Annotated in this window: 20 protein-coding genes and 1 pseudogene; 10 read left to right on the top strand and 11 right to left on the bottom strand. The window is 40.0% G+C overall.

All coding sequences use genetic code 11. The annotated features are described in order from the left end of the window. Nucleotides 1–48: 48 nt before the first annotated feature. Nucleotides 49–2,073 carry a bifunctional tRNA (5-methylaminomethyl-2-thiouridine)(34)-methyltransferase MnmD/FAD-dependent 5-carboxymethylaminomethyl-2-thiouridine(34) oxidoreductase MnmC gene (gene mnmC / locus ACPEEM_RS07865; protein WP_424406558.1) on the bottom strand — a complete coding sequence of 675 codons (2,025 nt, stop codon included), beginning with the start codon at nt 2,071–2,073 and terminating at the stop codon, nt 49–51. 154 nt (nt 2,074–2,227) lie between these two features. Here mnmC and fabB point away from each other — a divergent pair, with 154 nt between their 5' ends. After that, nucleotides 2,228–3,448, top strand: coding sequence for a beta-ketoacyl-ACP synthase I (gene fabB, locus ACPEEM_RS07860; protein ID WP_424406556.1), 1,221 nt, complete (start codon nt 2,228–2,230; stop codon nt 3,446–3,448). Nucleotides 3,449–3,590: 142 nt separating this feature from the next. Next, nucleotides 3,591–4,313 (top strand): DUF4198 domain-containing protein, encoded by a 723-nt coding sequence (locus ACPEEM_RS07855; RefSeq protein WP_424406554.1) that lies wholly within the window; start codon nt 3,591–3,593, stop codon nt 4,311–4,313. 35 nt (nt 4,314–4,348) lie between these two features. On the opposite strand, the gene cmoB is transcribed toward ACPEEM_RS07855, so the two are convergent. Both cmoB and putP read right to left on the bottom strand, forming a co-directional pair. Then, nucleotides 4,349–5,314, bottom strand: coding sequence for a tRNA 5-methoxyuridine(34)/uridine 5-oxyacetic acid(34) synthase CmoB (gene cmoB / locus ACPEEM_RS07850; RefSeq protein ID WP_424406552.1), 966 nt, complete (start codon nt 5,312–5,314; stop codon nt 4,349–4,351). Continuing rightward, entirely contained in the window at nt 5,311–6,825 is a 1,515-nt protein-coding gene (gene putP, locus ACPEEM_RS07845; protein ID WP_424401618.1) for a sodium/proline symporter PutP, read from the bottom strand. The genes cmoB and putP overlap by 4 nt, the downstream gene beginning before the upstream one ends. Before the next feature lie 156 nt (nt 6,826–6,981). On the opposite strand from putP, the gene rng reads away from it, so the two are divergent. From rng to ACPEEM_RS07830, 3 genes are all read left to right on the top strand, one after another. Next, nucleotides 6,982–8,457: a ribonuclease G gene (gene rng, locus ACPEEM_RS07840; RefSeq protein WP_424401617.1), complete on the top strand. Its 1,476-nt coding sequence runs from the start codon at nt 6,982–6,984 to the stop codon at nt 8,455–8,457. A 203-nt stretch (nt 8,458–8,660) separates the two neighbouring features. Continuing rightward, a complete protein-coding gene (gene tldD / locus ACPEEM_RS07835) occupies nt 8,661–10,109 on the top strand; it encodes a metalloprotease TldD (RefSeq protein ID WP_424404850.1) in 1,449 nt (482 codons plus the stop codon). 129 nt (nt 10,110–10,238) lie between these two features. Then, complete coding sequence (locus ACPEEM_RS07830) at nt 10,239–11,438, top strand: aspartate aminotransferase family protein (protein WP_424404848.1); 1,200 nt, start codon at nt 10,239–10,241, stop codon at nt 11,436–11,438. Nucleotides 11,439–11,616: 178 nt separating this feature from the next. On the opposite strand, the gene ACPEEM_RS07825 is transcribed toward ACPEEM_RS07830, so the two are convergent. The 7 genes and pseudogenes from ACPEEM_RS07825 to ispB all read right to left on the bottom strand — a co-directional run bounded on the left by ACPEEM_RS07825 (nt 11,617) and on the right by ispB (nt 18,576). Further along, on the bottom strand, nt 11,617–13,329 hold the full coding sequence (locus ACPEEM_RS07825) for an ABC transporter ATP-binding protein (RefSeq protein ID WP_424406550.1): 1,713 nt from the start codon (nt 13,327–13,329) through the stop codon (nt 11,617–11,619). Then, nucleotides 13,322–15,055, bottom strand: coding sequence for an ABC transporter ATP-binding protein (locus ACPEEM_RS07820; protein ID WP_424401613.1), 1,734 nt, complete (start codon nt 15,053–15,055; stop codon nt 13,322–13,324). Before ACPEEM_RS07820 ends, ACPEEM_RS07825 begins: the two co-directional genes overlap by 8 nt. Nucleotides 15,056–15,256: 201 nt before the next feature. Next, entirely contained in the window at nt 15,257–15,841 is a 585-nt protein-coding gene (locus ACPEEM_RS07815; RefSeq protein WP_424404081.1) for a TetR/AcrR family transcriptional regulator, read from the bottom strand. Between the two features lie 209 nt (nt 15,842–16,050). Then, nucleotides 16,051–16,704, bottom strand: a pseudogene (locus ACPEEM_RS07810) (epoxyqueuosine reductase QueH); the annotation flags it as partial. 7 nt (nt 16,705–16,711) lie between these two features. Next, nucleotides 16,712–17,107 (bottom strand): hypothetical protein, encoded by a 396-nt coding sequence (locus tag ACPEEM_RS07805; RefSeq protein ID WP_424406548.1) that lies wholly within the window; start codon nt 17,105–17,107, stop codon nt 16,712–16,714. A 9-nt stretch (nt 17,108–17,116) separates the two neighbouring features. Next, on the bottom strand, nt 17,117–17,605 hold the full coding sequence (locus ACPEEM_RS07800) for a hypothetical protein (RefSeq protein WP_424406546.1): 489 nt from the start codon (nt 17,603–17,605) through the stop codon (nt 17,117–17,119). Beyond that, nucleotides 17,605–18,576 carry an octaprenyl diphosphate synthase gene (gene ispB, locus ACPEEM_RS07795; protein ID WP_424408245.1) on the bottom strand — a complete coding sequence of 324 codons (972 nt, stop codon included), beginning with the start codon at nt 18,574–18,576 and terminating at the stop codon, nt 17,605–17,607. The genes ACPEEM_RS07800 and ispB overlap by 1 nt, the downstream gene beginning before the upstream one ends. Nucleotides 18,577–18,814: 238 nt before the next feature. On the opposite strand from ispB, the gene rplU reads away from it, so the two are divergent. The 5 genes from rplU (at nt 18,815) to cgtA (ending at nt 22,504) form a co-directional block, all read left to right on the top strand. After that, on the top strand, nt 18,815–19,126 hold the full coding sequence (rplU, locus tag ACPEEM_RS07790) for a 50S ribosomal protein L21 (RefSeq protein WP_005721505.1): 312 nt from the start codon (nt 18,815–18,817) through the stop codon (nt 19,124–19,126). Nucleotides 19,127–19,146: 20 nt separating this feature from the next. Then, on the top strand, nt 19,147–19,404 hold the full coding sequence (gene rpmA, locus ACPEEM_RS07785; RefSeq protein WP_424401611.1) for a 50S ribosomal protein L27: 258 nt from the start codon (nt 19,147–19,149) through the stop codon (nt 19,402–19,404). Between the two features lie 67 nt (nt 19,405–19,471). Continuing rightward, nucleotides 19,472–20,404 (top strand): DMT family transporter, encoded by a 933-nt coding sequence (locus ACPEEM_RS07780; RefSeq protein WP_424401610.1) that lies wholly within the window; start codon nt 19,472–19,474, stop codon nt 20,402–20,404. A 1-nt stretch (nt 20,405) separates the two neighbouring features. Next, a complete protein-coding gene (locus ACPEEM_RS07775) occupies nt 20,406–21,323 on the top strand; it encodes a DMT family transporter (RefSeq protein ID WP_424406544.1) in 918 nt (305 codons plus the stop codon). Between the two features lie 8 nt (nt 21,324–21,331). After that, nucleotides 21,332–22,504: an Obg family GTPase CgtA gene (gene cgtA / locus ACPEEM_RS07770; protein ID WP_424406542.1), complete on the top strand. Its 1,173-nt coding sequence runs from the start codon at nt 21,332–21,334 to the stop codon at nt 22,502–22,504. Between the two features lie 181 nt (nt 22,505–22,685). On the opposite strand, the gene ACPEEM_RS07765 is transcribed toward cgtA, so the two are convergent. Beyond that, a complete protein-coding gene (locus tag ACPEEM_RS07765) occupies nt 22,686–22,937 on the bottom strand; it encodes a helix-turn-helix domain-containing protein (protein WP_424406540.1) in 252 nt (83 codons plus the stop codon). Nucleotides 22,938–22,955: the final 18 nt, after the last annotated feature.

Genomic DNA, 22,955 nt, shown 5'->3' with positions numbered 1-22,955 from the left:
CATCAATCGATTTTATCAGGGTAAATCATCGGATTTACCCTGATTGATTTACTTGGCTGATTTGATTTCAACGGGGCTACCTTTTAGGCATTTTCGTATCCAACTTCGATTTGGGCTGAGTTGGTGGAAAATGTCTTCACTGAGAGGAAGTGGTTCGTCATAAATTAATGATGCGAGCGTTTCGCCTAACAAGGGGGCGGAGGTTAATCCTCTTGAGCCTAATGCCCCAATCATAAATAAATTAGGAAAATGCACCGCACTTTTGATCGCCCGTTTACGGCGACGAGCGTTATAGAGATCCCGATAATCCTCCACTTGTTGTTCAAAATGTGGCAGATTGCCAACCATCGGAATACGATCTCGCACCGCACAACGAACCCCAATTCTGGCTTGATTGTGTGAGGTGTCAATGTCTTTAACCCAATCCTCAGGCAAATTTTGTTGGATTTTATGTTGGTTTTCTTGTTGTTCTTGTAAGCGAAAGGCACGATCTTCGCAATCTCGAACATGGCTTGCACCAAGACAATGGGTTTGGCTTTTCGCCATAGGGGTGAGATAGCCATCGTAACAAAGTACCGCATTGAGGCGTTGTAGTCTTGGGCTAGTGGGAATTTCACTGACTTGTCCACGCACGGCATAAAGAGGTAATTGGCGAGTTTGTTCAAACTGTGTGATTTTATGCCCGTTAGCCAGAATCACAATCTGATGAGAAAATTGTTCTTGTTGTGCATTGATTAATGTCCAACCTGTGTCATGTTGGAAAAGTGCGGTGATATTTTGCGAAGTTTTGATCACTAAGCCTTGCTTTTGTAAATGTGTAAACAGATTTTGCACTAACTGTTGCGGCGATAGCCATGCCCCTTGTGCAATAAATGCTCCGCCACAAGGTAACGGCAAGCCGACCTTTTCACTTAACTCAGACTGGCTTAAAGGCTGATAAAGTGCAGTGGGTAAATTAAGCTGTGAAATTTTTTCTAATTTGACCGCACTTTTCGGGCTATAAGCACATAATGCGACTCCGCAGAAATCATGTTCAAACACAACGCCGGCATGTATGGCTTGCTGTAAGCGTTGTTGCCCGTAAGCAAACGCATGCAAATAGAAACGAATGTTGATCAAATCATCATCACTTAATTGTGGATAAAATGCCCCTTGTTTATTCCCCGAAGCATTACAACCCAGTGCGTCATCTTCACAATATAGGGTGACTCTCGCCCCACGTTCAAGCAAGGATAATGCACTAAACAGTGAGGCAATCCCCCCACCAATTAGGGCAATATCTGCTTGTCCATAAAATTGTGCAGGTTGTGCAAGACACCAAGGACGGTGGATAAGCGGAGGATTTTCAGTGAGCTTAATGCCGCAAATGCATTCGCGTTTTTTGCCGTAGCCTTTTCGCTTATTCACTTGAAATCCCGCTTCCGCTAATCCTTTGCGAACAGCACTGGCGGCAGTAAATGTCGCAAAGGTGCCTTCAGGTTTGGTATAACGAAAAAGGTATTGATAAAGGCTGTCATTCCACATATCAGGATTTTTACTGGGGGCAAAACCATCTAAAAACCACGCATCCACTTTATGACACATATAATCACCAAGTTGAGGCAAGTGATGTAATATGTCGCCAAACCATAAATCAAGCGTGGTTTCAGCAAAATGAAAACGGTAACAGCCTTCAATAGGCGACAACCAATATTGATGCAATTGCTCGCTTAGGGAAGCAAATTGCGGGTAGGCTTGATGGGCTTTTTTTAATTCTGTAAGAGGAAGTGGGTATTTTTCAAAGGAAATAAAAAAAAGTCGAGTTAAGGGTGAATCAGGATAGCATTGACGAAACTGGCGAAATAAGTCCGTGACGGCAAAAAAATTTAACCCTGTTCCAAAGCCAGTTTCCGCAATGGTAAAATGTGTATCGACACTTTGTTGCCAACGTTGCCACAATTGATTCCCTTCTTGAAAAATATACTGGCTTTCTGCTAAACCATCTTGATTAGAAAAATAAACGTCATCAAATTGTGCCGAAACAGGGGTATTTTCTGGGTTAAAATACACCTTTGCGAACTGAATAGGCTGCATAACCTTTTTATTCCTTTCTAGAAAATCCGAATCGTACTATAATAACGGAATTTTCTATACTGGTCGAATGATCCAATTATCACTTGAAATCTTGTGTTTTGACGGCTATTTTATCGACCATATTTTTACTATTAAATAAGATAAGGAATACTCTATGAAGAGAGCGGTTATTACTGGTTTTGGTATTATTTCGAGTATTGGTAACAATAAAGAAGAAGTGTTGGCGTCATTAAAAGCAGGTAAATCGGGTATTGAAGTAGTGCCTGAATTTATTGAGATTGGTATGCGTAGCCATGTTGCTGGTACAGTCAAACTTAAGCCAAGCGAATTCATCGACCGTAAAATTTATCGCTTTATGGGCGATGCCGCAGCTTATGCTTATCTTTCTATGAAAGAAGCCATTGAAGATGCCGGTTTAACAGAAGATCAAGTGTCTAATGATCGTACAGGCTTAGTTATCGGTGCGGGAACAGGTTCTGCTCATAACCAACTAATCGCTTGTGATGCGGTGCGTGGTCCTCGTGGTGTGAAAGCGGTTGGTCCTTATGCCGTCACAAAAACCATGGCATCGAGTGTTTCAGCTTGTTTAGCAACACCTTATAAAATTCGTGGTGTCAATTACAGTATCAGTTCAGCTTGTGCAACATCAGCACATTGTATTGGTCATGCACTTGAATTAATTCAACTTGGTAAACAAGATATTGTCTTCGCTGGTGGTGCAGAAGAATTATCTTGGGAATGTGCCACTGAGTTTGATGCTATGGGGGCGGTGTCAACGAAATATAACGAGACACCAGAAAAAGCCTCTCGTGCTTATGATGCAAACCGTGATGGGTTTGTGATTGCAGGTGGCGGTGCCGTTGTGGTGGTAGAAGAGTTAGAACATGCTCTTGCACGTGGTGCAAAAATTTATGCGGAAATCGTGGGTTATGGTGCCACATCAGACGGTTATGACATGGTTGCTCCGAGCGGTGAAGGGGCTGAACGTTGCATGAAACAAGCAATGTCAACGGTAGATACCCCAATTGATTATATTAACGTGCACGGTACTTCAACCCCAGTGGGCGATGTGAAAGAGCTTGGTGCCATTAAAAATGTGTTTGGCGATAAAGTGCCTGCCATTTCCTCAACAAAATCAATGACAGGTCACTCATTAGGTGCCGCAGGTGCACATGAAGCCATTTACACCTTGTTAATGTTAGAACATGATTTCATCGCACCAAGTATCAATATTGAAACCTTAGATGAGAATGCACAAGATTGTAACATTGTTACGGAAACTGTTGAAAACGCAGGGTTACAAACAGTGATGTCAAATAGCTTTGGTTTTGGTGGGACAAACGCAGCATTAATTTTCAAAAAATACAACGCGTAAGCACCAAAAAAGTCGTTAAAGAAGCATTTTTGAAAGAGGTAGGGAGTTTTCCCTACCTCTTTTTTATTATTAATTTGATTGAAATATAAACAGAACAGTCTTATATTGTTGAAGAAATAATCAATCATGTAAGGAGAATCTTATGATTAAACGTACATCTCTTGCTGTTGCTTTATTGGCAAGTCTATTTACTGCAACGACTTTTGCACATACTGCGTGGTTTGCTATTCAGCAGGATAAGCTTGCCATTCTTTATGGTCATGGAGATAGCAATGATGCCTATAAGCCTGAAAAAGTGAAATCGCTTATGGGTTATGCTAAGGGTCAAAAAGTGGAGGTGAAAAGAAAGGATTATGAAGATTTCGTTGCAGTTGAGCCTGAAAACATGGATGTGATTGGTGCTGAATTTTACAGTGGTATTTGGACAAAATTAAAAAATGGGAAATATATTCCGCAGCCACGCTCAGAAGTGTCGGGAGAGATTGAAACGGCAAATGAATCCGTTAAATATCCTGTGACGATACTTAATCCAGAGGTGAAACCTCAGCCACTCGGCTATCAGTTAGAAATTGTACCAGAGAAAAATCCGATTCCGTTACATGCAGGGGATAAGCTGACCGTACAAGTTTTATTTGAAGGTAAGCCAATAGAAGGGGTGAAAATCACCAATGATTATTTGAATCTGGGGAAAGACAATTATCAAGAAACTGATAAAGAGGGAAAAGCGTCCTTAGTGATTCGTAATGAAGCATTAAATGTCTTTGAAGCGAAGTATAAAATAGATTATCCAGATAAAACGAAAGCAGACAAACGCAGTTTAAGTGCGACCTATTCTTTTGTACTAAAACACCACCATCATCATTAATAAAAAGAGGGCAGAAAATTCTGCCCTTTTCAATATTATTTATTGGCTAAAATCACTGCCCTTGTAGGAGATTGGTAGCCTTCAATGGTTTTGCTGTGGTCATGAGGATCTAAAAAATCCACTAAGGATTCATTTTCCAACCAAGCTGTTTTTCGCTGTTCCTCTAAGCTTGTTGCTGCAACATCAACACAACGCACATTGTGAAAGCCCACTTTTTCTAGCCAATTGATCAAGGCTGGGACAGAGGGAATAAAGTAGACATTTTTCATTTTGGCATAGCGATCACTCGGCACGAGGACAGTATTGACATCTCCCTCAATCACCAACGTTTCTAACACCAATTCGCCCCCCTTGACGAGCTGATTTTTTAATTGGGTTAAATGATCTAATGGCGATTTGCGATGATAAAGCACGCCCATGGAAAACACCGTGTCAAAGGCTTGTAAGGGTTGCATTTCTTCAATGCCTAAGGGAATTAAATTGGCTCGACGATCATTATTCAGTAGCTTGCGGACGGCTTCAAATTGACACAAAAAAAGCTCAGTGGGGTCAATTCCAATCACCATTTTTGCCCCTTCACCCACCATACGCCACATATGATAGCCACTCCCACAACCAACATCTAAAATGGTGCGATCTTTTAGGGGAGCAAGATGGGGCAATACACGATCCCATTTGAAATCAGAACGCCATTCACAATCTATGTGAATACCATGTAGGTGATAAGGACCTTTACGCCAAGGCATTAATTGTTTGAGATGATAGACCAAACGTTGTTGTTCGCCCGCAGATAAAGGCGAAACTCGCTCAGATTTGACCGCACTTTTCAGGTCAATGTGATCGGCGTCTAAGTGCGGTAAAAAATCGACGATTTTTGCCCATTTTGCATAATCGCCATGGGTTTGTTTTTCCCACTGTTTTAATTGCAAGGGAAGGGTTTCGAGCCATGCAGATAGCGGGCTCGTGGCAATTTGTTGGTAAAAAGGACGAAAGTCAATCATAGAGCATTTTTATAAGCGTTATTCGCTTGTTCAAAGGTTTCAATAATTTGTGCTTCGGGCTTCGCTGACAACAAGGACGTGATGATAATCACAAGGCTGGCTAAAGCAAAGCCTGGGATCATTTCATACACTTGATGCAGTTCTGTGCCTGCTGGGATCCAGCTTTTCCAACCAAAGACCACAACCGCCCCAGTTAGCATACCGAGTAATGCCGCTGAAGACGTCATGCGTTTCCAGAATAAAGAGAAAAGCACAACTGGCCCAAAAGCACTACCAAATCCTGCCCATGCAAATTCCACCAGTTTGAGTACTTTGCTGTGTTCGTCTTGAGCAATCCAAATGGCGATGGCGGCAATGACTAGCACCATAATGCGACCTAACCAAACTAACTCTTTTTCAGAGGCAGTCGGGCGAATAAAGCCTTTGTAAAAATCTTCTGTAATGGCACTGGACGAAATCAGAAGTTGACAACTCAGTGTGCTCATAACCGCCGCCAAAATGGCAGACAGTAACACACCGGCAACCCATGGATTAAACAATAATTTCGCTAATTCAATAAAAACTTGTTCAGATTCTTTATTGACTAAATCGGCTTGTGTTGGATTGGCATAAAAATAGGCAATGCCAAAAAAGCCGATTCCCATGGCACCCACTAAACACAAAATCATCCATGTCATACTGATTTTACGGGCGTTATTTAAGGATTTCACGGAATCTGCCGCCATAAAGCGAGCCAAAATATGAGGTTGACCAAAATAGCCTAATCCCCAAGCGGCTAAACTTAATAACCCTAAGGGCGTTGTGCCACTGAAAATATCGGTGAAGTCTTTATTGACCTGCTGTTCTGCTTGGATTAAAACCTGCTGAAATTGATCAAAACCGTCTAAGTGAATTAACACAAATACGGGGGTCAGAATTAAGGCAAAAATCATTAAGGTTGCCTGAATCGTGTCTGTCCAACTCACGGCTAAAAAACCACCGATAAAGGTATAAGCAATGGTGGCTAAAGCACCAAGCCAAAGTGCGGTGGAATATTCAATGGAAAATAAATTTTGGAACAATTTTGCCCCTGCAACCACACCCGAAGCACAGTAAATGGTAAAAAACACTAAAATAATGCTAGCGGAAACAATTTTAAGTAAATTATGTGATGTGCCAAAACGATGATGGAAATATTCAGGTAAGGTGAGTGCATTTTGGTTAAATTCTGTGTAAATGCGTAAACGCCCTGCCACAAATAACCAATTAAGATAAGCCCCGATGGTTAAGCCGATGGCAATCCAGCCTTCAATTAAGCCTGAAAGATAAATGGCACCGGGCAAGCCCATGAGTAACCAGCCAGACATATCCGATGCCCCAGCAGACATGGCGGTCACAAAACTGCCTAAACGACGTCCGCCTAAAATATAATCGGATAAATTATTGGTATAGCGATAAGCCAGTAAACCAATGAGTAACATGCCAAAGATGTAAATGGTAAATGTAATAAGTGTTGGATCCAATCCAAACATGATGACCTCTCAAACACACTAAAAAGTATTATTTTCTCTCCCAAAATTTGAGAAAGCTCATATTTTACCTTATTTGGCACTATTATTCTATTTTCCTTTTCGTTAGACTAGCCGACAATTAAATTGACTGAAGAGATAATTATTTTAGGGACAGGTATGGATTCTGTGGAACTGTTAGTAAACGTGACACCGAGTGAAACACGAATCGCACTCGTTGATATGGGGGTCTTAAAAGAGGTTCATATTGAACGTCATGCGAAACGTGGCATTGTCGGCAACATTTATAAAGGACGAGTAACAAGAGTATTGCCTGGTATGCAATCGGCTTTTGTGGATATTGGTTTAGAAAAAGCCGCCTTTTTGCACGCCTCGGATATTGTGTCACACACGGAATGTGTGGAAGAAAGTGAACAAAAGCAGTTTGTGGTGAAAGATATTGCGGAGCTGGTGCGTGAAGGACAAGATTTAGTGGTGCAAGTGGTGAAAGATCCTTTGGGAACCAAAGGGGCACGCTTAACGACGGATATTACGTTACCTTCTCGTTATTTAGTATTTATGCCAGAAAATAGCCATGTGGGTGTCTCACAACGAATTGAAAGCGAGGAAGAACGTGCACGTTTAAAAGCCTCGGTGCTGCCTTTGTGCGATGAGTTAGGGGGCTTTATTGTGCGTACTGCGGCAGATGGGGCAACAGAAGAGGAACTCAAACAAGATGCCGATTTTCTCAAACGGTTATGGCGTAAGGTGTTAGAACGTCGCACAAAATATCCAACACGCTCTATGTTATATGGTGAACTTGCCTTAACCCAGCGAATTTTACGTGATTTTATTGGTGCAGGTTTAGAGAAAATTCGTATTGATTCAAAATTATGTTTGAGCGAAGTAAAACAATTTGCGGAAGAATTTATGCCAACGTTGGTGGATAAACTCGTGTTGTATTCGGGCACACAGCCTTTGTTTGATGTGTATGGTGTGGAAGCCGCTATTCATACCGCTTTAAATAAACGGGTGAATTTGAAATCAGGTGGGTATTTAATTATTGAGCAAACCGAGGCAATGACCACGATTGATATTAATACGGGGGCATTTGTCGGGCATCGCAATTTAGAAGAAACCATTTTTAATACCAACATTGAAGCCACGAAAACCATTGCCCAACAACTTCAATTACGCAATCTTGGCGGCATTATCATCATTGATTTTATTGATATGCAAGCGGAACATCACCGCCACCGTGTATTAGAATCGTTACAAGAGGCATTGTCGAAAGACCGTGTGAAAACCAGTGTCAACGGCTTTACACAGTTAGGTTTAGTGGAAATGACCCGTAAGCGTACCCGTGAAAGCTTAGAACATGTGCTGTGTGGGGATTGCCCGTCTTGCCATGGTCGGGGACGTGTGAAAACCGTAGAAACGGTGTGTTATGAAATTGTCCGTGAGATCATTCGGGTTCATCATTTATTTTCTAGCGAACAGTTTGTGGTTTATGCCTCAAGAGCTGTGGCAGATTATCTGATCAATGAAGAAGCCAATGGGTTGCTTGCTGAACTCGAAGTATTTATTGGCAAACAGGTTCAAATCAAGACCGAAGTCTATTACACTCAAGAGCAATTTGATGTGGTGGTGATGTAATCCCCCACATGAGATGCCTTGTTGTATCGCCTTGTGTATTACCTTGGGGCGGGAAAGTGCGGTCTATTTTGAAAAAGTTTTCAAAATGAGATTGGCTTTCCCTATTAAATTTGACGGATTATCCTGCGTTTCCTCGCTTTCCTCCTTGTCAAAAATAACATAAAATACACCGCACTTTTCTTGTCTATTTGAATGCAGAACTTATGATAAATACCGTTAGTAACACCTTGCTCAGCCCGAGCAATTTAACTCTCCATGATTTGCAAAATACCTTTGACTTGCTCTCGCACCGTCAGATTGATTATGCGGATTTCTATTTTCAACTCAGCCAAGATGAAAACTGGGTGCTGGAAGATGGCATTATTAAAGAGGGCGGATTCCATATTGATCGTGGCGTTGGTGTGCGTGCGGTGAGTGGCGAAAAAACGGGGTTTGCGTATTCTGATCAGATTGATTTAGCCAGCCTTCAACAATGTGCGGCGGCGGTTAAAGGCATTGCCCAAGTTAAACAAGGTCAGATTTTGATGCCACAGGGGTTTCATCAGGTTGATCCTATTTTGCGTTATCAGGCGATTAATCCATTAAACAGCTTAAGTAAAGAAAAGAAAATTGAATTATTGTATTTGGTGGATAAAACGGCTCGTGCGGAAGATCCACGAGTGACCCGTGTTTCAGCCAGTTTAAGTGCGGTGTATGAAGAAGTGTTAATTGTTGCTACCGATGGCACCTTAGCAGCCGATATTCGCCCACTCGTGCGTTTATCAGTTTCTGTTTTGGTGGAACAAGATGGCAAACGTGAAAGAGGCGGTGCAGGTGCGGGGGGGCGTGTTGGATTAGATTGGTTTTTCGCAACAGAAAAAGGCGAAATTCGAGCTGTCCATTTTGCGAAAGAAGCGGTCCGTCAAGCATTGGTGAATTTAAGTGCAATTGCCGCCCCAGCAGGCATGATGCCCGTAGTATTAGGTGCAGGTTGGCCGGGTGTCTTGTTACATGAAGCGGTCGGACATGGTTTAGAAGGGGATTTTAACCGCAAAGAAAGCTCACTATTTACAGGTAAAATCGGTGAACTGGTGACCTCGCCATTATGTACCATTGTGGACGATGGCACCTTACAGAATCGCCGTGGTTCCATTACGGTGGACGATGAAGGCGTACCAGGGCAATATAATGTGCTGATTAAAGACGGGATTTTACAAGGCTATATGCAAGATAAAATGAATGCCCGTTTAATGGGCGTCGCTCCAACGGGGAATGGTCGTCGTGAATCTTATGCCCATTTACCAATGCCTCGTATGACGAACACCTATATGTTAGCGGGTCAGAGCCAATTTGATGAATTAATTGCCTCGGTCGATCGTGGTCTTTTTGCCCCACACTTTGGCGGTGGGCAAGTGGATATTACCTCGGGCAAATTTGTGTTTTCCACCTCCGAAGCCTATCTCATTGAAAACGGCAAAATCACCAAGCCCGTGAAAGGGGCAACCTTAATCGGCAGTGGTATTGAAGTGATGCAAAATGTTTCCATGGTGGCAGATAGCGTCGAAATTGATCACGGGGTCGGCGTGTGTGGCAAAGAAGGGCAAAGTGTGCCTGTCGGGGTCGGACAACCAGCCTTAAAAATCGATCAGATTACAGTGGGTGGAACCAATTAACACGATTAAAATCCAGATCCTAAGATCTGGATTTTTTGACTACAAAGTGAATATTTATTCATTTATATTGACTAAATATCTTTATTTTCTTATGCTGATGACAATCACAACAGACACAAGGATAATGCAATGACACAATATACGAGAGCAACGTTTGATCACGTGATGATCCAAAACTACACCCCAGCAGAATTTCTTCCTGTGAAAGGAAAAGGCTGCCGAGTTTGGGATCAAGAAGGGAAAGAATACATTGATTTTACGAGTGGCATTGCGGTGAATAGCCTTGGGCACTGCCCAGATGAGATTGTTGAAGTATTAAAACAACAAAGCGAAAAATTGTGGCATTCCAGTAACTGGTTTACCAGTGAACCGACGTTAGCCTTAGCCACAAAATTAGTGGAAAAAACCTTTGCAGATCGCGTCATGTTTGTCAATTCAGGGGCAGAGGCGAACGAAGCCGCACTGAAACTGGCTCGTCGCTATGCGGTGGATCATTTCGGTTATCAAAAAAGTAAAATTATTGCGTTTAAACAAAGTTTTCATGGTCGCACGCTGTTTACCGTCAGTGTAGGTGGGCAAGCAAAATATTCCGATGGATTTGGTCCAAAACCTGCCGATATTGTGCATGTGCCGTTCAATGATTTGGCGGCGGTGAAAGCGGTGATCGATGAAAATACCTGTGCGGTGATTGTCGAGCCGATTCAAGGGGAAAGTGGCATTTTGCCTGCGAGCCAAAGCTTTTTACAAGGTTTACGGGAGATTTGCGATCAATATCAAGCCTTACTCATTTTTGATGAAGTGCAAACGGGCGTGGGACGCACAGGGCATTTCTATGCCTATATGAAATATGGTGTGGTGCCAGACATTTTAACCTCCGCCAAAGCATTGGGTAATGGTTTCCCGATTGGGGCAATGTTGACCACAAATGAGATCGCCAAAAGTTTTGCTCCTGGTGTGCATGGCACCACCTTTGGTGGCAATCCACTGGCTTGTGCAGTGGCAGAGAAAGTGGTGGATCTGATTTCAGATACGCAATTCTTGCAAAAAATCCACCGCACTTCTGAGCAGTTTATGCAAAAACTGCATCAACTTAACCAACAAACAGGGCTATTTAAAGATATTCGAGGTGAAGGCTTATTAATCGGTGCGGAGCTTGTGGAACAATACCACGGCAAAGCCAGCGAGTTTGTCAAAAAAGCTGCAGAAAATGGCTTGATGATTTTAGTCGCGGGCCCGAATGTGCTACGTTTCGCCCCTGCACTGAATATCAGTGATGAAGAATTGGATTTAGGTTTAGAGAAATTGGCGAACACGTTATTATCGGTGTAGATTGTTGGGTATTGGTTTTAAAACTGTACTAAATCTAAGTCATTCCCCTCTTTGATGTCATTGAGGGGAATTTTTTTGCGTGACTTGAAAAGCCGTATGGGGATTTTTCGTCAGTGTTGTCAATTTATGCATCTAGATTGCTGCGGTTTTCTATTCACCACGTAACAATGATATGGCATTAACTCGAGGCATATTGTGCATACCATAATTGGCTGTAATGACCTTGTTGGGCTAGCAAGCTTTGATGGTTACCATGTTCGACGAGCTGACCATGTTGAAAAACTAAAATTTGATCTGCATGTTGTATGGTTTTGAGGCGATGAGCGATGACAAATACCGTTCTATTTTTTGCCAATTCACTGATAGCCTCTTGAATTAATGCTTCATTAATAGGATCAACATGACTGGTCATTTCATCAAGAATTAAAATAGGGGCATCTTTTAAGAACGCTCTTGCAATGGCAAGGCGTTGACGTTGCCCACCAGATAATAGACCACCGTTTTCACCAATCTGGGTTTGATATTGCTGGGGTAAGGTCATAATAAAATCATGAATTCGAGCTTTTTTACAGGCTTCAATAATGTCTTGTTGGCTTGCCCCTTTTTTGCCTATGCGTATATTTTCCTCAATACTTTGATCAAAGAGTTGTACATTTTGTAACACAACACTTATTCGGTTTAATAATTCATCGTAGGGAATCTCTCGTATATCGACACCACCAAGAGTGATTTTACCCTGATCAACATCATAAAAACGCAGTAATAGGTGGGCAAGGGTCGTTTTCCCACTTCCCGATTCCCCTACAAAAGCCGTCATGGTTTTTTCTGGAATCGTGAAGCTTAAATCATGAATCTGAAACTCATCTTTTGCGTAGGAAAAATGAACGTGCTCAAAGGCAATATGATTGTGTATTGGTACTTTTCCTGTGATTTTATCTGGAATGACATCCGCATATAAAATTTTGCCTAGCCGTTTATAGCTATCCAAGGCTGACAGGTAATACATATAATGCATTTCCATGCCAGCAAAAGGTTTATAAAATTCTTTTGCAATGATCACAATGATCAGAAAATTAAAGAGACTAAGATAAGCATTGATTGCCATGAAGCCAGCGATACTCAATAGGCTAAAATAAGAAAGATCGATGAGTAAGCTAAAAATCGCCAACTGTTTGGCTTTAAACTGAGATAAGATCTTGCTGTTTTCACCAAAATATTGGATTTTCTCAAAGAGATCCTGATCAAAACGTTTATTATGAGAAAAGCTTTTTAAGACTGGCATACCACGTACATATTCTACAAATAAGCTCACCATATCGTTTAAAGCGGAATTGGTATGATGTTCAATTCTTTGAGCTTGCTTAATGGTATAGTACAAATAGCCCAATGCAATAGGGAGGGGAAGGAGCATGATGAAAGCCAATGGAAGATTGAGATAAGCAATACCGAAAAAGACACACAAGGCAATCAAAAAATCGCTTAACATTCTCGGCAATAGATGCCCGACAATCAAAGACATATTATCCACATCTTTGTGAAGAATGGTGTTGAGTTCCCCTAATCGCTCTTGAGTATAAAAAAATAAACTAAAGCATTTTAACTTGATAATCATTTTTTCTCTGATTTGCTGCACAATATCAAAACCTGCCTCATGTTTCTTGAGATCCGCCACCATGTTACATATGCCTTTAAAAATAACTAATACGAAGAGTAATACAAATGTCGCCATGAAATTGGCTGATTTTTTTTCATCGACGAGATTAAATAGGATTGAAAATACACTGAGTAATATTGCAACGGCACTTAATCCATAAAACGTAAAGAATAAAGCAGAAATACATAGATTATATTTCCCTTTTGTGCTTAATAATGAGAGTAACTGATTAAACATGTTTCATCTCCTTGAGTTTCCAATGATCGACTTTGTTTTGTGCTTCTACCATTTGTCGATAAACAGGACATCTTGCCAGTAATTCAAGGTGCGATCCTGAATCAATCACACAACCTTTATCCATCAAGGTAATTTGCTGAGCATGCTGAATACGATTTAAATGATGAGCAATACAGATGACAGTTTTATCTTTACAAAGTGCATTAATGGCGGCGTTAATCAGTTGCTCATTTTCACTGTCTAGTGCTGCCGTTGCCTCATCTAAAATTAAGATAGGGGCGTTTTTTAGTATCGCTCGAGCAATAGCAATGCGTTGTTTTTCGCCACCAGATAATTTAACGCCCATTTCACCTACCTTGCTGTGATACCCCTGTGGTAGGTGAGAGATAAAATCGTGGCATTGAGCTTTTTTGGCAGCGGTAATGACTTCAGTTTCCGTTGCACCTGCTTTACCAATGGCAATGTTGTCAAAAAGGCTGAGATTAAACAAAACCACTTCTTGTTCTACGCTGCCGATAAGTTTTGAAAGGCTTTCCATGCTATAGGCTGAAATAGGCTTGCCCGCAATGGTTAAATCGCCAGAATCGATGTCCCAAAACCCCATAATTAAATGTGCTAAGGTACTTTTCCCGCAACCACTTGCACCAATGACAGCATTTAAACTCTGTTGTTTAAATGTGAGATTGATGTTTTTTAAGGCGAAACCATCACCTGGATATTGAAAATTCACCTGACTCAATTTAATGTCGCCAGGCATGAGTTCATCGTCACACTTTGTTTTGGGGAGTGGAACGCATAGCACTTTGGCGATACTTTTGAGCTTTTCAGCAAAGACAATAGAAAAGTGATGCAAGGTTGCTGTTTTGCTAATTGCAGAAATGAAGAGGGAGGATAGCACGATGGCGAGAATAAATTGGCTGATCGAAATCGCCTGATTTAACAATAAAGTCGTACCAGAGATGATGACAAATACCATGCCGATTTCCATAAAAATATCAATTAATCCCATTGGAAAGGTAATTCCCCCCATCATTTTTTTCAGGTCATCTGTATAGGAACGGGCTGAAGATAAGGTTTTTTCGCTGAAAGTTTCTTCTTTTGCAAAGGCTTTGAGTACGGCAATATTTTTGACATATTCCATCATGTCTTCACGCATCTGTCGCTCTCGAGCAAAATAGCGTTGAAAACGCTGTTGTATAATATTGGCAGATAGGATTTTGACAAGATACATTAACGGAATACCAACCAGCATTGCAAAAGCGAGGCGGTAGTCTACAAATAACATGGTGATAAAGGTCAAAAGTGGCAACAACGCTGCAGACATGATTTCTGGCAATCCATGAGCCAAATAACTTTCCACTTGTTCTACATCATGCTGAATAATCGTCGTTAATTCGGCGGTATTATGTTGTTTAAAAAAACCTAAATTGAGTTTTTTAAGCTGCGTAATAATAGCCAATCGCAATGTCGTGAGTTGATTATAGGCATTATCATGAGCCACTTTGGTGGCAAGATAGTGAAAGAGAGCCTTTAAAAGAAAGCATAGCAACATACCAAAGAGAAACATATAAAAGTGCCTATGACTAACCTTATCGGCAAAAAGTTCTGCAATAGAACACACTAATAAAATCTGTGCCACTAAATCAAAGAGGATGTTTAACATTAATAAGCTACTAGACAATCGCATATGACCAGTCGCATATCGTTTTAATTCTTTTTCATTCATACGATCTTCCTTATGATGAGTTTGGGTAAAACGATTCGGTTTGTATTGCTTGTGTGATGAGAGGATAAAAGTCCTCACAACGAGCTTTAGAAAGTATGTTTTTGATGTTGAGGGTTTATTATTGAATTTAAATTCATTTTTAAAGTAAGAAATAAGGGATGGTTAATCCCAAGTTTTTACTGTGTATTTAGAGGGTTTTATTTATTTAGAATGTGATAGAGACTCTACCCCAAAGAAATAGCATTTATTGAGTATTGATACCATTTCATTAGCCCATTGTTCATTTTGGTAATGTCTTGCAATTTCCATCATGCCTTCAATATAATTATTCGCCAAAATATGTGAAAGCATTGGGTCATAGTCTACTTTTGAGTAACGCTTTAGCCCTTCTTTTATATGTAAACTGAGACGTGCTACCCATATTTCTTTTGCTTTTTCATGTTTCGTGCCTGCACTTTTGTCAATTAGAATGATGAGTTTTTTTCTTTCTTTAAAGATTGCGGGAATATATTGGGCACTGGTTTGCTTAAAACGTTCATAGGGACTGACTACGGGTAATTTTTCTTCCTCTTCCATAATCTGAATAAGGTGATTTAGCATCCCTTTGACCACTTCATCAAATAAAGCCGATTTATTTTTAAAATAGGTATAAATTAAGGCAACAGGAATATTGGCATTTTCCGCAATCGTGGTTAATTTCGCACTGCGATAATCATGTTCAAAAAATACCGTTTCTGCGGCATGCAGAATCTTATTTCTGACTTCTTCTTTCAATACTTGAGCGATAGCCCACCCCACATAGAAAAAATAATACATTACAATAATGAATTAGAATTCATTATTTGTCAACTTATCATATTAAATAAGCAGTGGATATCTTCACAAAATAATGCTAACTTTTTGATAAAAAAGAAAAAGGCTGATGTCTATATCAGCCTTTATGCGTATAAAACGATGTCTTAAAGAGATAACATTTTCATGTGAATGGGATTTTGTTAATCAGCAGAATAATACAGTTTGCCAATTTCAATTTTTTGGCGACCGTTTGCTTCACGCCATTTGTTGGTATCACGTAACGAATACACACAACCGCAATATTCTTGTTGGTAAAAGCGTTCACGTTTACTGATTTCAATCATACGTTGTGAGCCACCGCCTTTACGCCAGTTGTAATCCCAATATATCACGTCATCGTATTTTTCTGCCGCACGGTGTCCGCAGCCGTTGATTTGGTTCATGTCTTTCCAACGGGAAATGCCTAAACAGCTAGTGAAAACTGGGAAACCATTGTTATGTGCATATTCTGCCGCTTTTTCAAAACGCATATCAAAACACATGGTGCAACGAATACCACGCTCAGGTTCGTCTTCCATCCCTTTTGCACGGTTAAACCATTCTTGACGATCATAATCTGCATCAATGAATGGAATGCCCCACTTTTCCGCAAAACGGATATTTTCTTCTTTGCGAATTAAATATTCTTTTAATGGGTGGATATTCGGATTGTAGAAGTAAATGGTAAATTCAATGCCTGAGGTGTGAATCGCTTCCATCACTTCACCTGAGCAAGGTGCACAGCAAGAATGTAATAACAATTTGTTATGACCATTTGGTAAGGATAATTTTTCACGTACAAATGGTAAGTTTGCTCGTTTATTACAAACTTGTTTTTTTTTCATTGTGTTCATTATTATATTTACTTAATATATTATTAATACCAGAATATTCTGTACTTACATAATTGTACAGATTGTACACAGCTATACTATTACTAGTATTCTTCCAAGTTATTTGATCATTATTTAATAAAACAAGTCCTGTTTTTTCCACGTTAAAGAATTTATCATATTCCCCACTATATTCAGGCTCTCTATACTGAAACAAATAGAATTTCCCATTGTCCGTATCATCAGAAACGTAGCAAGAAGTAATTGTAATTTCTGTTTTAGTATGTAGTATCGGTGGTATAAAGTTTACTAACTTCCACGAAATATGTTTTTCAACTGAATACCTTAATAAGGTATTAATAAATTGAATTTCATCAAAACTCATTGTTAGCTCCTACTTTGAAACTTTTCTAGAATTGATATCTGCCAAACTTTTTACTACTTGATATAAATGTGTCAGATGATTGTAATATTCCCAAACATTTGTATAGGTTAAACTATCTTTTTGAATATTTGACAATGTCGAAGTAACTTCAATAAATTCTTGTATATAAGGGTTGAAAGGTGATTTGTCATTTTTAAATGATATAGCCTTTCCATTAGCTTCTTTAATAATTTCCCAAAAATCATGATGGAGAATTGGTTTATTCTCAAAATCTTCCTTTTTTATAGTTTTAATTTTTTCACTATATCTTTCATATAAAAGTGATAATTTTTCAATAATATACGTATCCTCAGCCTTTGAATTATATAGGTTATATAATCTCCTCGTTTTGCACCAAATTAAAACAGTTATGACTGTCCCAAATAATGTTGCTATCACGCTAATATTCTGCCAAAAGATAGGAAAAGTATCCGCTAATAACCAATCTAAATAATTCATTAGTAACTCCGTCGTACTGATAGATATGCTAATGAAATTAATGCCTGTTTGTATTCACTTTCAGGAAGTAACGCAATGGCATCAACGGCTTTTTGGGCTTCTTCTTTGGCTCGCATCATTGCATAATCAAGGGATTTATGTTCCGTCATAATCGCCAAAACGTTTTCCAAAATATCACGCTTGCCGCCTTGTTCAATCGCCTCACGAATTAATTTCGCTTGCTCAGGATTACCATGATACATCGCATGCAATAACGGTAAGGTGGGTTTGCCTTCCGCTAAATCATCACCTAGATTTTTGCCTAAGGTTTGACTGTTGGCACTGTAATCTAAAATATCATCCACTAACTGGAAGGCGGTGCCTAAATAACGACCATAATCTTGCAGGGCTTTTTCTTGCGGCTCAGTGGCATTTGCCAAAATAGCAGAACAATGGGTGGCGGCTTCAAATAAGCGAGCAGTTTTACCATAAATCACTTGCATGTAATTTTGTTCAGTCGTATTAGGATCGTTCACATTCATGAGCTGTTGCACTTCACCTTCAGCAATGACATTGGTTGCATCAGACATTACTTTTAAAATGCGTAATGAATTCAGTTGGGTCATCAGCTGGAATGCTCGAGTATAAATAAAATCCCCGACTAATACACTTGCCGCATTGCCAAATTCTGCATTGGCTGTCGGATTACCACGACGTAATTCCGATTCATCGACAACATCATCATGCAAAAGGGTGGCAGTATGAATAAATTCAATAAAGGTGGCACAAAGAATTGGGGCGTGTTCATGGCACCCAAGTGCACGTGCTGCGAGAATCGCAATCATTGGTCGAATACGCTTTCCACCGCTTTGAATGATGTAATAACCGAGCTGATTGATTAAAGCAACATCAGAATTCAGTTGTGCTAAAATGGCTTCATTGGTTTTTTGCATGTCCTGCTTAATCAACTGCTGGATAGTGTCAATAGGCATTAAGTTATGTGGATTTGTCATTGTAATACTTGATTATAGACTGAGTGTTCGGGTGATTGTACCCAATTTTCTAGCATTTCTGAAATCAAATCACACAAATTCATAATTTTTTTATTTTATTGTAAATAAGCTCTTGCTCTTAAGCCATTTTTTGCGTAGAATTTGCGACCTATTTATATGAATTTTTGAAGTGCTAAATGAACAAAAACATTAAAGCACTATGTATAGCGGAGTATATATGTACGCAGTTTTTCAAAGTGGCGGTAAACAACACCGAGTAAGCGAAGGACAAGTAGTTCGTTTAGAAAAACTTGAAGTCGCAACTGGTGAAACAGTTGAGTTTGACTCAGTGTTAATGATCGTTAACGGTGAAGATGTTAAAATTGGTGCCCCAGTTGTTGCTGGTGGTAAAGTAGTGGCAGAAGTGGTTGCACACGGTCGTGGCGATAAAGTAAAAATCGTTAAATTCCGTCGTCGTAAACACAGCCGTAAACAACAAGGTCATCGTCAGTGGTTCACAGAAGTGAAAATCACTGGGATTCAAGCATAATTTCAGAGGAGATCAAGTAGATGGCAACTAAAAAAGCTGGTGGTTCAACTCGTAACGGTCGTGATTCTGAAGCTAAACGCCTTGGTGTTAAACGTTTCGGTGGTGAATCAGTATTAGCGGGTAGCATCATTGTTCGTCAACGTGGTACTAAATTCCACGCAGGTAGCAACGTTGGTATGGGCCGTGACCACACTTTATTTGCAACAGCAGATGGTAAAGTTAAATTTGAAGTGAAAGGCGAGAAAAATCGCAAATACGTCAGTATCATCACTGAGTAATTTCAAATTCCTATGAATTAAAAACGCCTCGCACAAAGTTGCGGGGCGTTTTTGTAGGAGTCAGTTTATGCAGCAACAACCTTGGCTTGGATTTTTTTTCTCATTGACTGCAGCCTGTATGTGGGGATCTTTGCCAATTGCTTTACAGCAAGTCTTGAAAAATATGGACGCTCAAACTGTGGTGTGGTTCCGTTTTGCCGTAGCAGCAGTAGGATTGTTTCTGATACTTAATATCACTAAAAAATTGCCAAAATTAACCGCACTTCGTTTACGACACTGGTTATTGATTGTGTTGGGGATTATCGGGTTATCGGCAAATTTTTTCTTATATAATGTGGCATTGCAATATATTCCACCAACAACGAGCCAAATATTTAGCCCCTTGACCTCTTTCGGTATGTTATTTGCTGGGGTCTGGCTATTTAAAGAATCCTTTGCAATCCATCAAAAAATAGGATTATTTTTACTGGTTCTAGGGCTGATTTGTTTTTTTAATCAGCGTTTTGAGGATTTTTTACATTTTAATACCTATTTACTTGGGATTTTTACCTGTATTTGTGCAAGTTTTGTCTGGGTGATGTACGGTATTGCACAGAAATTGATGTCTAACCGTTTGACGGCACAACAAGTGCTATTGCCCATTTATGTTGGCTGTAGCGTGATTTTTATGCCTTTAGCCAATGTGTCACAAGTGACACATTTAACGCTGCTACAAATCCTTTGTTTAATTTATTGTTGCCTCAATACATTAATTGCCTATGGTGCTTATGCTGAAGCCTTAAATCGTTGGGAAATTGCTAAAGTGAGCACGATAGTGACCCAAATTCCTATATTGACATTGCTTTTTTCAGAAATGCTATTTCTGATTGCACCTGAATATATGATGCTCGAAAAACTCAATGGATTAAGTTACTTAGGGGCATTTTTGGTGGTGTGTGGTGCTTTATTTTCTGCCATTGGGCATAAACTTTTTAGCTATATTCATATCAAGCGAGCGTAACATGAAAAAACAGCAACCTGTGATGGGGTTTTTCTTCGCATTAATTGCGGCAATGGCGTGGGGATCTTTACCTATTGCCTTGCAACGTGTTGTGGCTGTGATGGATCCACAAACGATTGTATGGTATCGCTTTCTTGTTGCTGCATTGGGCTTATTTATTATTTTAGGGGTAACGAAAAAATTACCCAAACTGAGACAATTTATCCCACGCTATCAGATTTTATTATTGATTGGTGTGATTGGTTTATCTGCGAATTTTGTGTTATTTAACACCTCATTAAAATATATTGAGCCGTCCATGTCGCAGATTTTTGGGCAATTATCCTCTTTTGCGATGATGATTTTTGGCGTGTTTTTCTTTAAGGAAAAATTACGCAACAATCAAAAAATCGGATTGGTTTTGTTGATTATTGGCTTGATGCTTTTTTTCAATGATCGTTTTCCGCTCTTTTTAAGTCTTAATGATTATTCCATCGGGATTTTTCTTGCGGCTTTTGCGGCATTGGTCTGGAGCATTTACGGTATGGCACAAAAATTAATGTTGCGAGAGTTTAATTCGCAACAGATTTTGTTTGTAATGTATATCGGCTGTGCCGTGGTGTTTACTCCCTTTGCGGAAGTGGAGCAAGTCACGGTATTAAATGGCTGGACATTATTTTGTTTCATTTATTGTTGTTTAAATACATTGGTCGGTTATGGGGCTTATGCCGAAGCGTTGAATCATTGGGATGTGTCTAAAGTCAGCGTGGTGACGACGTTAATGCCATTGTTTACGATTTTATTTTCTTATTTGTTATATGTGTTTTATCCTGAAAATTTTGCAAGACCAGATTTAAACATGATGAGTTATATTGGTGCATTAGTCGTTGTGTTTGGTGCGATTACCTCTGCGATTGGGCACAAGTTTATTAAGGGTTAGGAGAACGAATGAAATTTATTGATGAAGCTTTAATCCGAGTGGAAGCAGGTGATGGCGGTAATGGCTGTATCAGCTTCCGTCGTGAAAAATATATCCCGAAGGGCGGGCCTGATGGTGGCGATGGGGGCGATGGTGGCGATGTCTATTTAGTGGCTGATGAAAATTTAAACACATTGATTGACTATCGCTTTGAAAAGCGTTTTGCCGCAGAACGAGGTGAAAATGGTCGCAGTGCAAACTGTACAGGGCATCGGGGTAAAGACATTACTTTGCGTGTACCCGTTGGAACACGTGCGATTGATCATGACACCAAAGAAGTGATTGGTGATTTAACCAAACACGGCACTAAAATGCTCGTGGCAAAAGGCGGTTATCATGGTTTGGGTAACACCCGTTTTAAATCCTCGGTCAACCGTGCCCCTCGTCAAAAAACCAATGGTACACCAGGTGAAAAACGGGATCTGCAATTAGAGTTAATGTTATTGGCGGATGTGGGAATGCTTGGCTTACCAAATGCGGGTAAATCTACCTTTATTCGTGCGATTTCTGCCGCTAAACCGAAAGTTGCCGATTATCCTTTTACCACCTTAGTACCAAGTTTAGGCGTGGCACGAGTGGATGCTAACCGCAGCTTTGTGGTGGCGGATATTCCAGGGCTTATTGAAGGGGCCTCTGAAGGAGCAGGCTTAGGGATTCGTTTCTTAAAGCATTTAGAACGTTGCCGAGTTCTGGTGCATCTTGTGGATATTGCCCCTATTGATGAAAGCGATCCTGCAGATAATATTGCGATTATTGAATCGGAATTATTCCAATACAGTGAAACCCTTGCGGACAAACCGCGTTGGTTAGTCTTTAATAAGATTGATACGATGAGTGATGAAGAAGCCGAACAGCGTGCAAAAGACATTACACAACGTTTAGGTTGGGAAGACGATTATTATCTGATTTCTGCGGTAACAGGCAAAAATGTGCCACCACTTTGTCGTGATATTATGGATTTCATTGAAGCTAATCCTCGTGAAGAAGCCGAGCAAGAAGCACAGGATACAGAAGTGAAATTCAAATGGGATGACTATCATCAAGCCCAATTGGCAGAACATCAGCTTGATGAAGAAGATGACGATTGGGATGATTGGTCTGAAGAAGATGAAGAGGGTGTGGAGATTATCTACAAGCCTTAATTTTATCTAAACGTCTGGATCTAAAAGTGCGGTGTGTTTTAAATCAGTTTTGAAATACACCGCACTTTTTATATTTATTATCTCATATTGTTTAATTCTTGAATCTACTAAGCTTGCTTTTATGGGGATTGTTAAAATTTAATGAGATGAGTATCTCAGAAAATGAAAGGTTAGAACTATTTTAACCAAATTTTTCTTCAATTTCTTGAATAACTTCTTTAGGATCTAATCCAATAGCCCTACAGTAAGAAATAAATTCAAAAACGTCTAAACGACGATCGCCCGTTTCTACTTTTCCAACAAACGACGAAACCACGCCCATTTTTTCACATAATGAACGTTGAGAAAGCTTCAAATCTTGACGACGCTGAACTAAATATTCTCGTAACCAAGTATATTCATTTGAATGGACGGATAAGCGTAAATTATTCATTGCACCTATTTTAGGTGC

Source organism: Pasteurella pantherarum, from assembly GCF_049670885.1.
GTDB lineage: Bacteria > Pseudomonadota > Gammaproteobacteria > Enterobacterales > Pasteurellaceae > Pasteurella.
The sequence above is the reverse complement of the archived record's forward strand: the minus strand, read 5'-3'. Positions and strand labels throughout refer to the sequence as shown.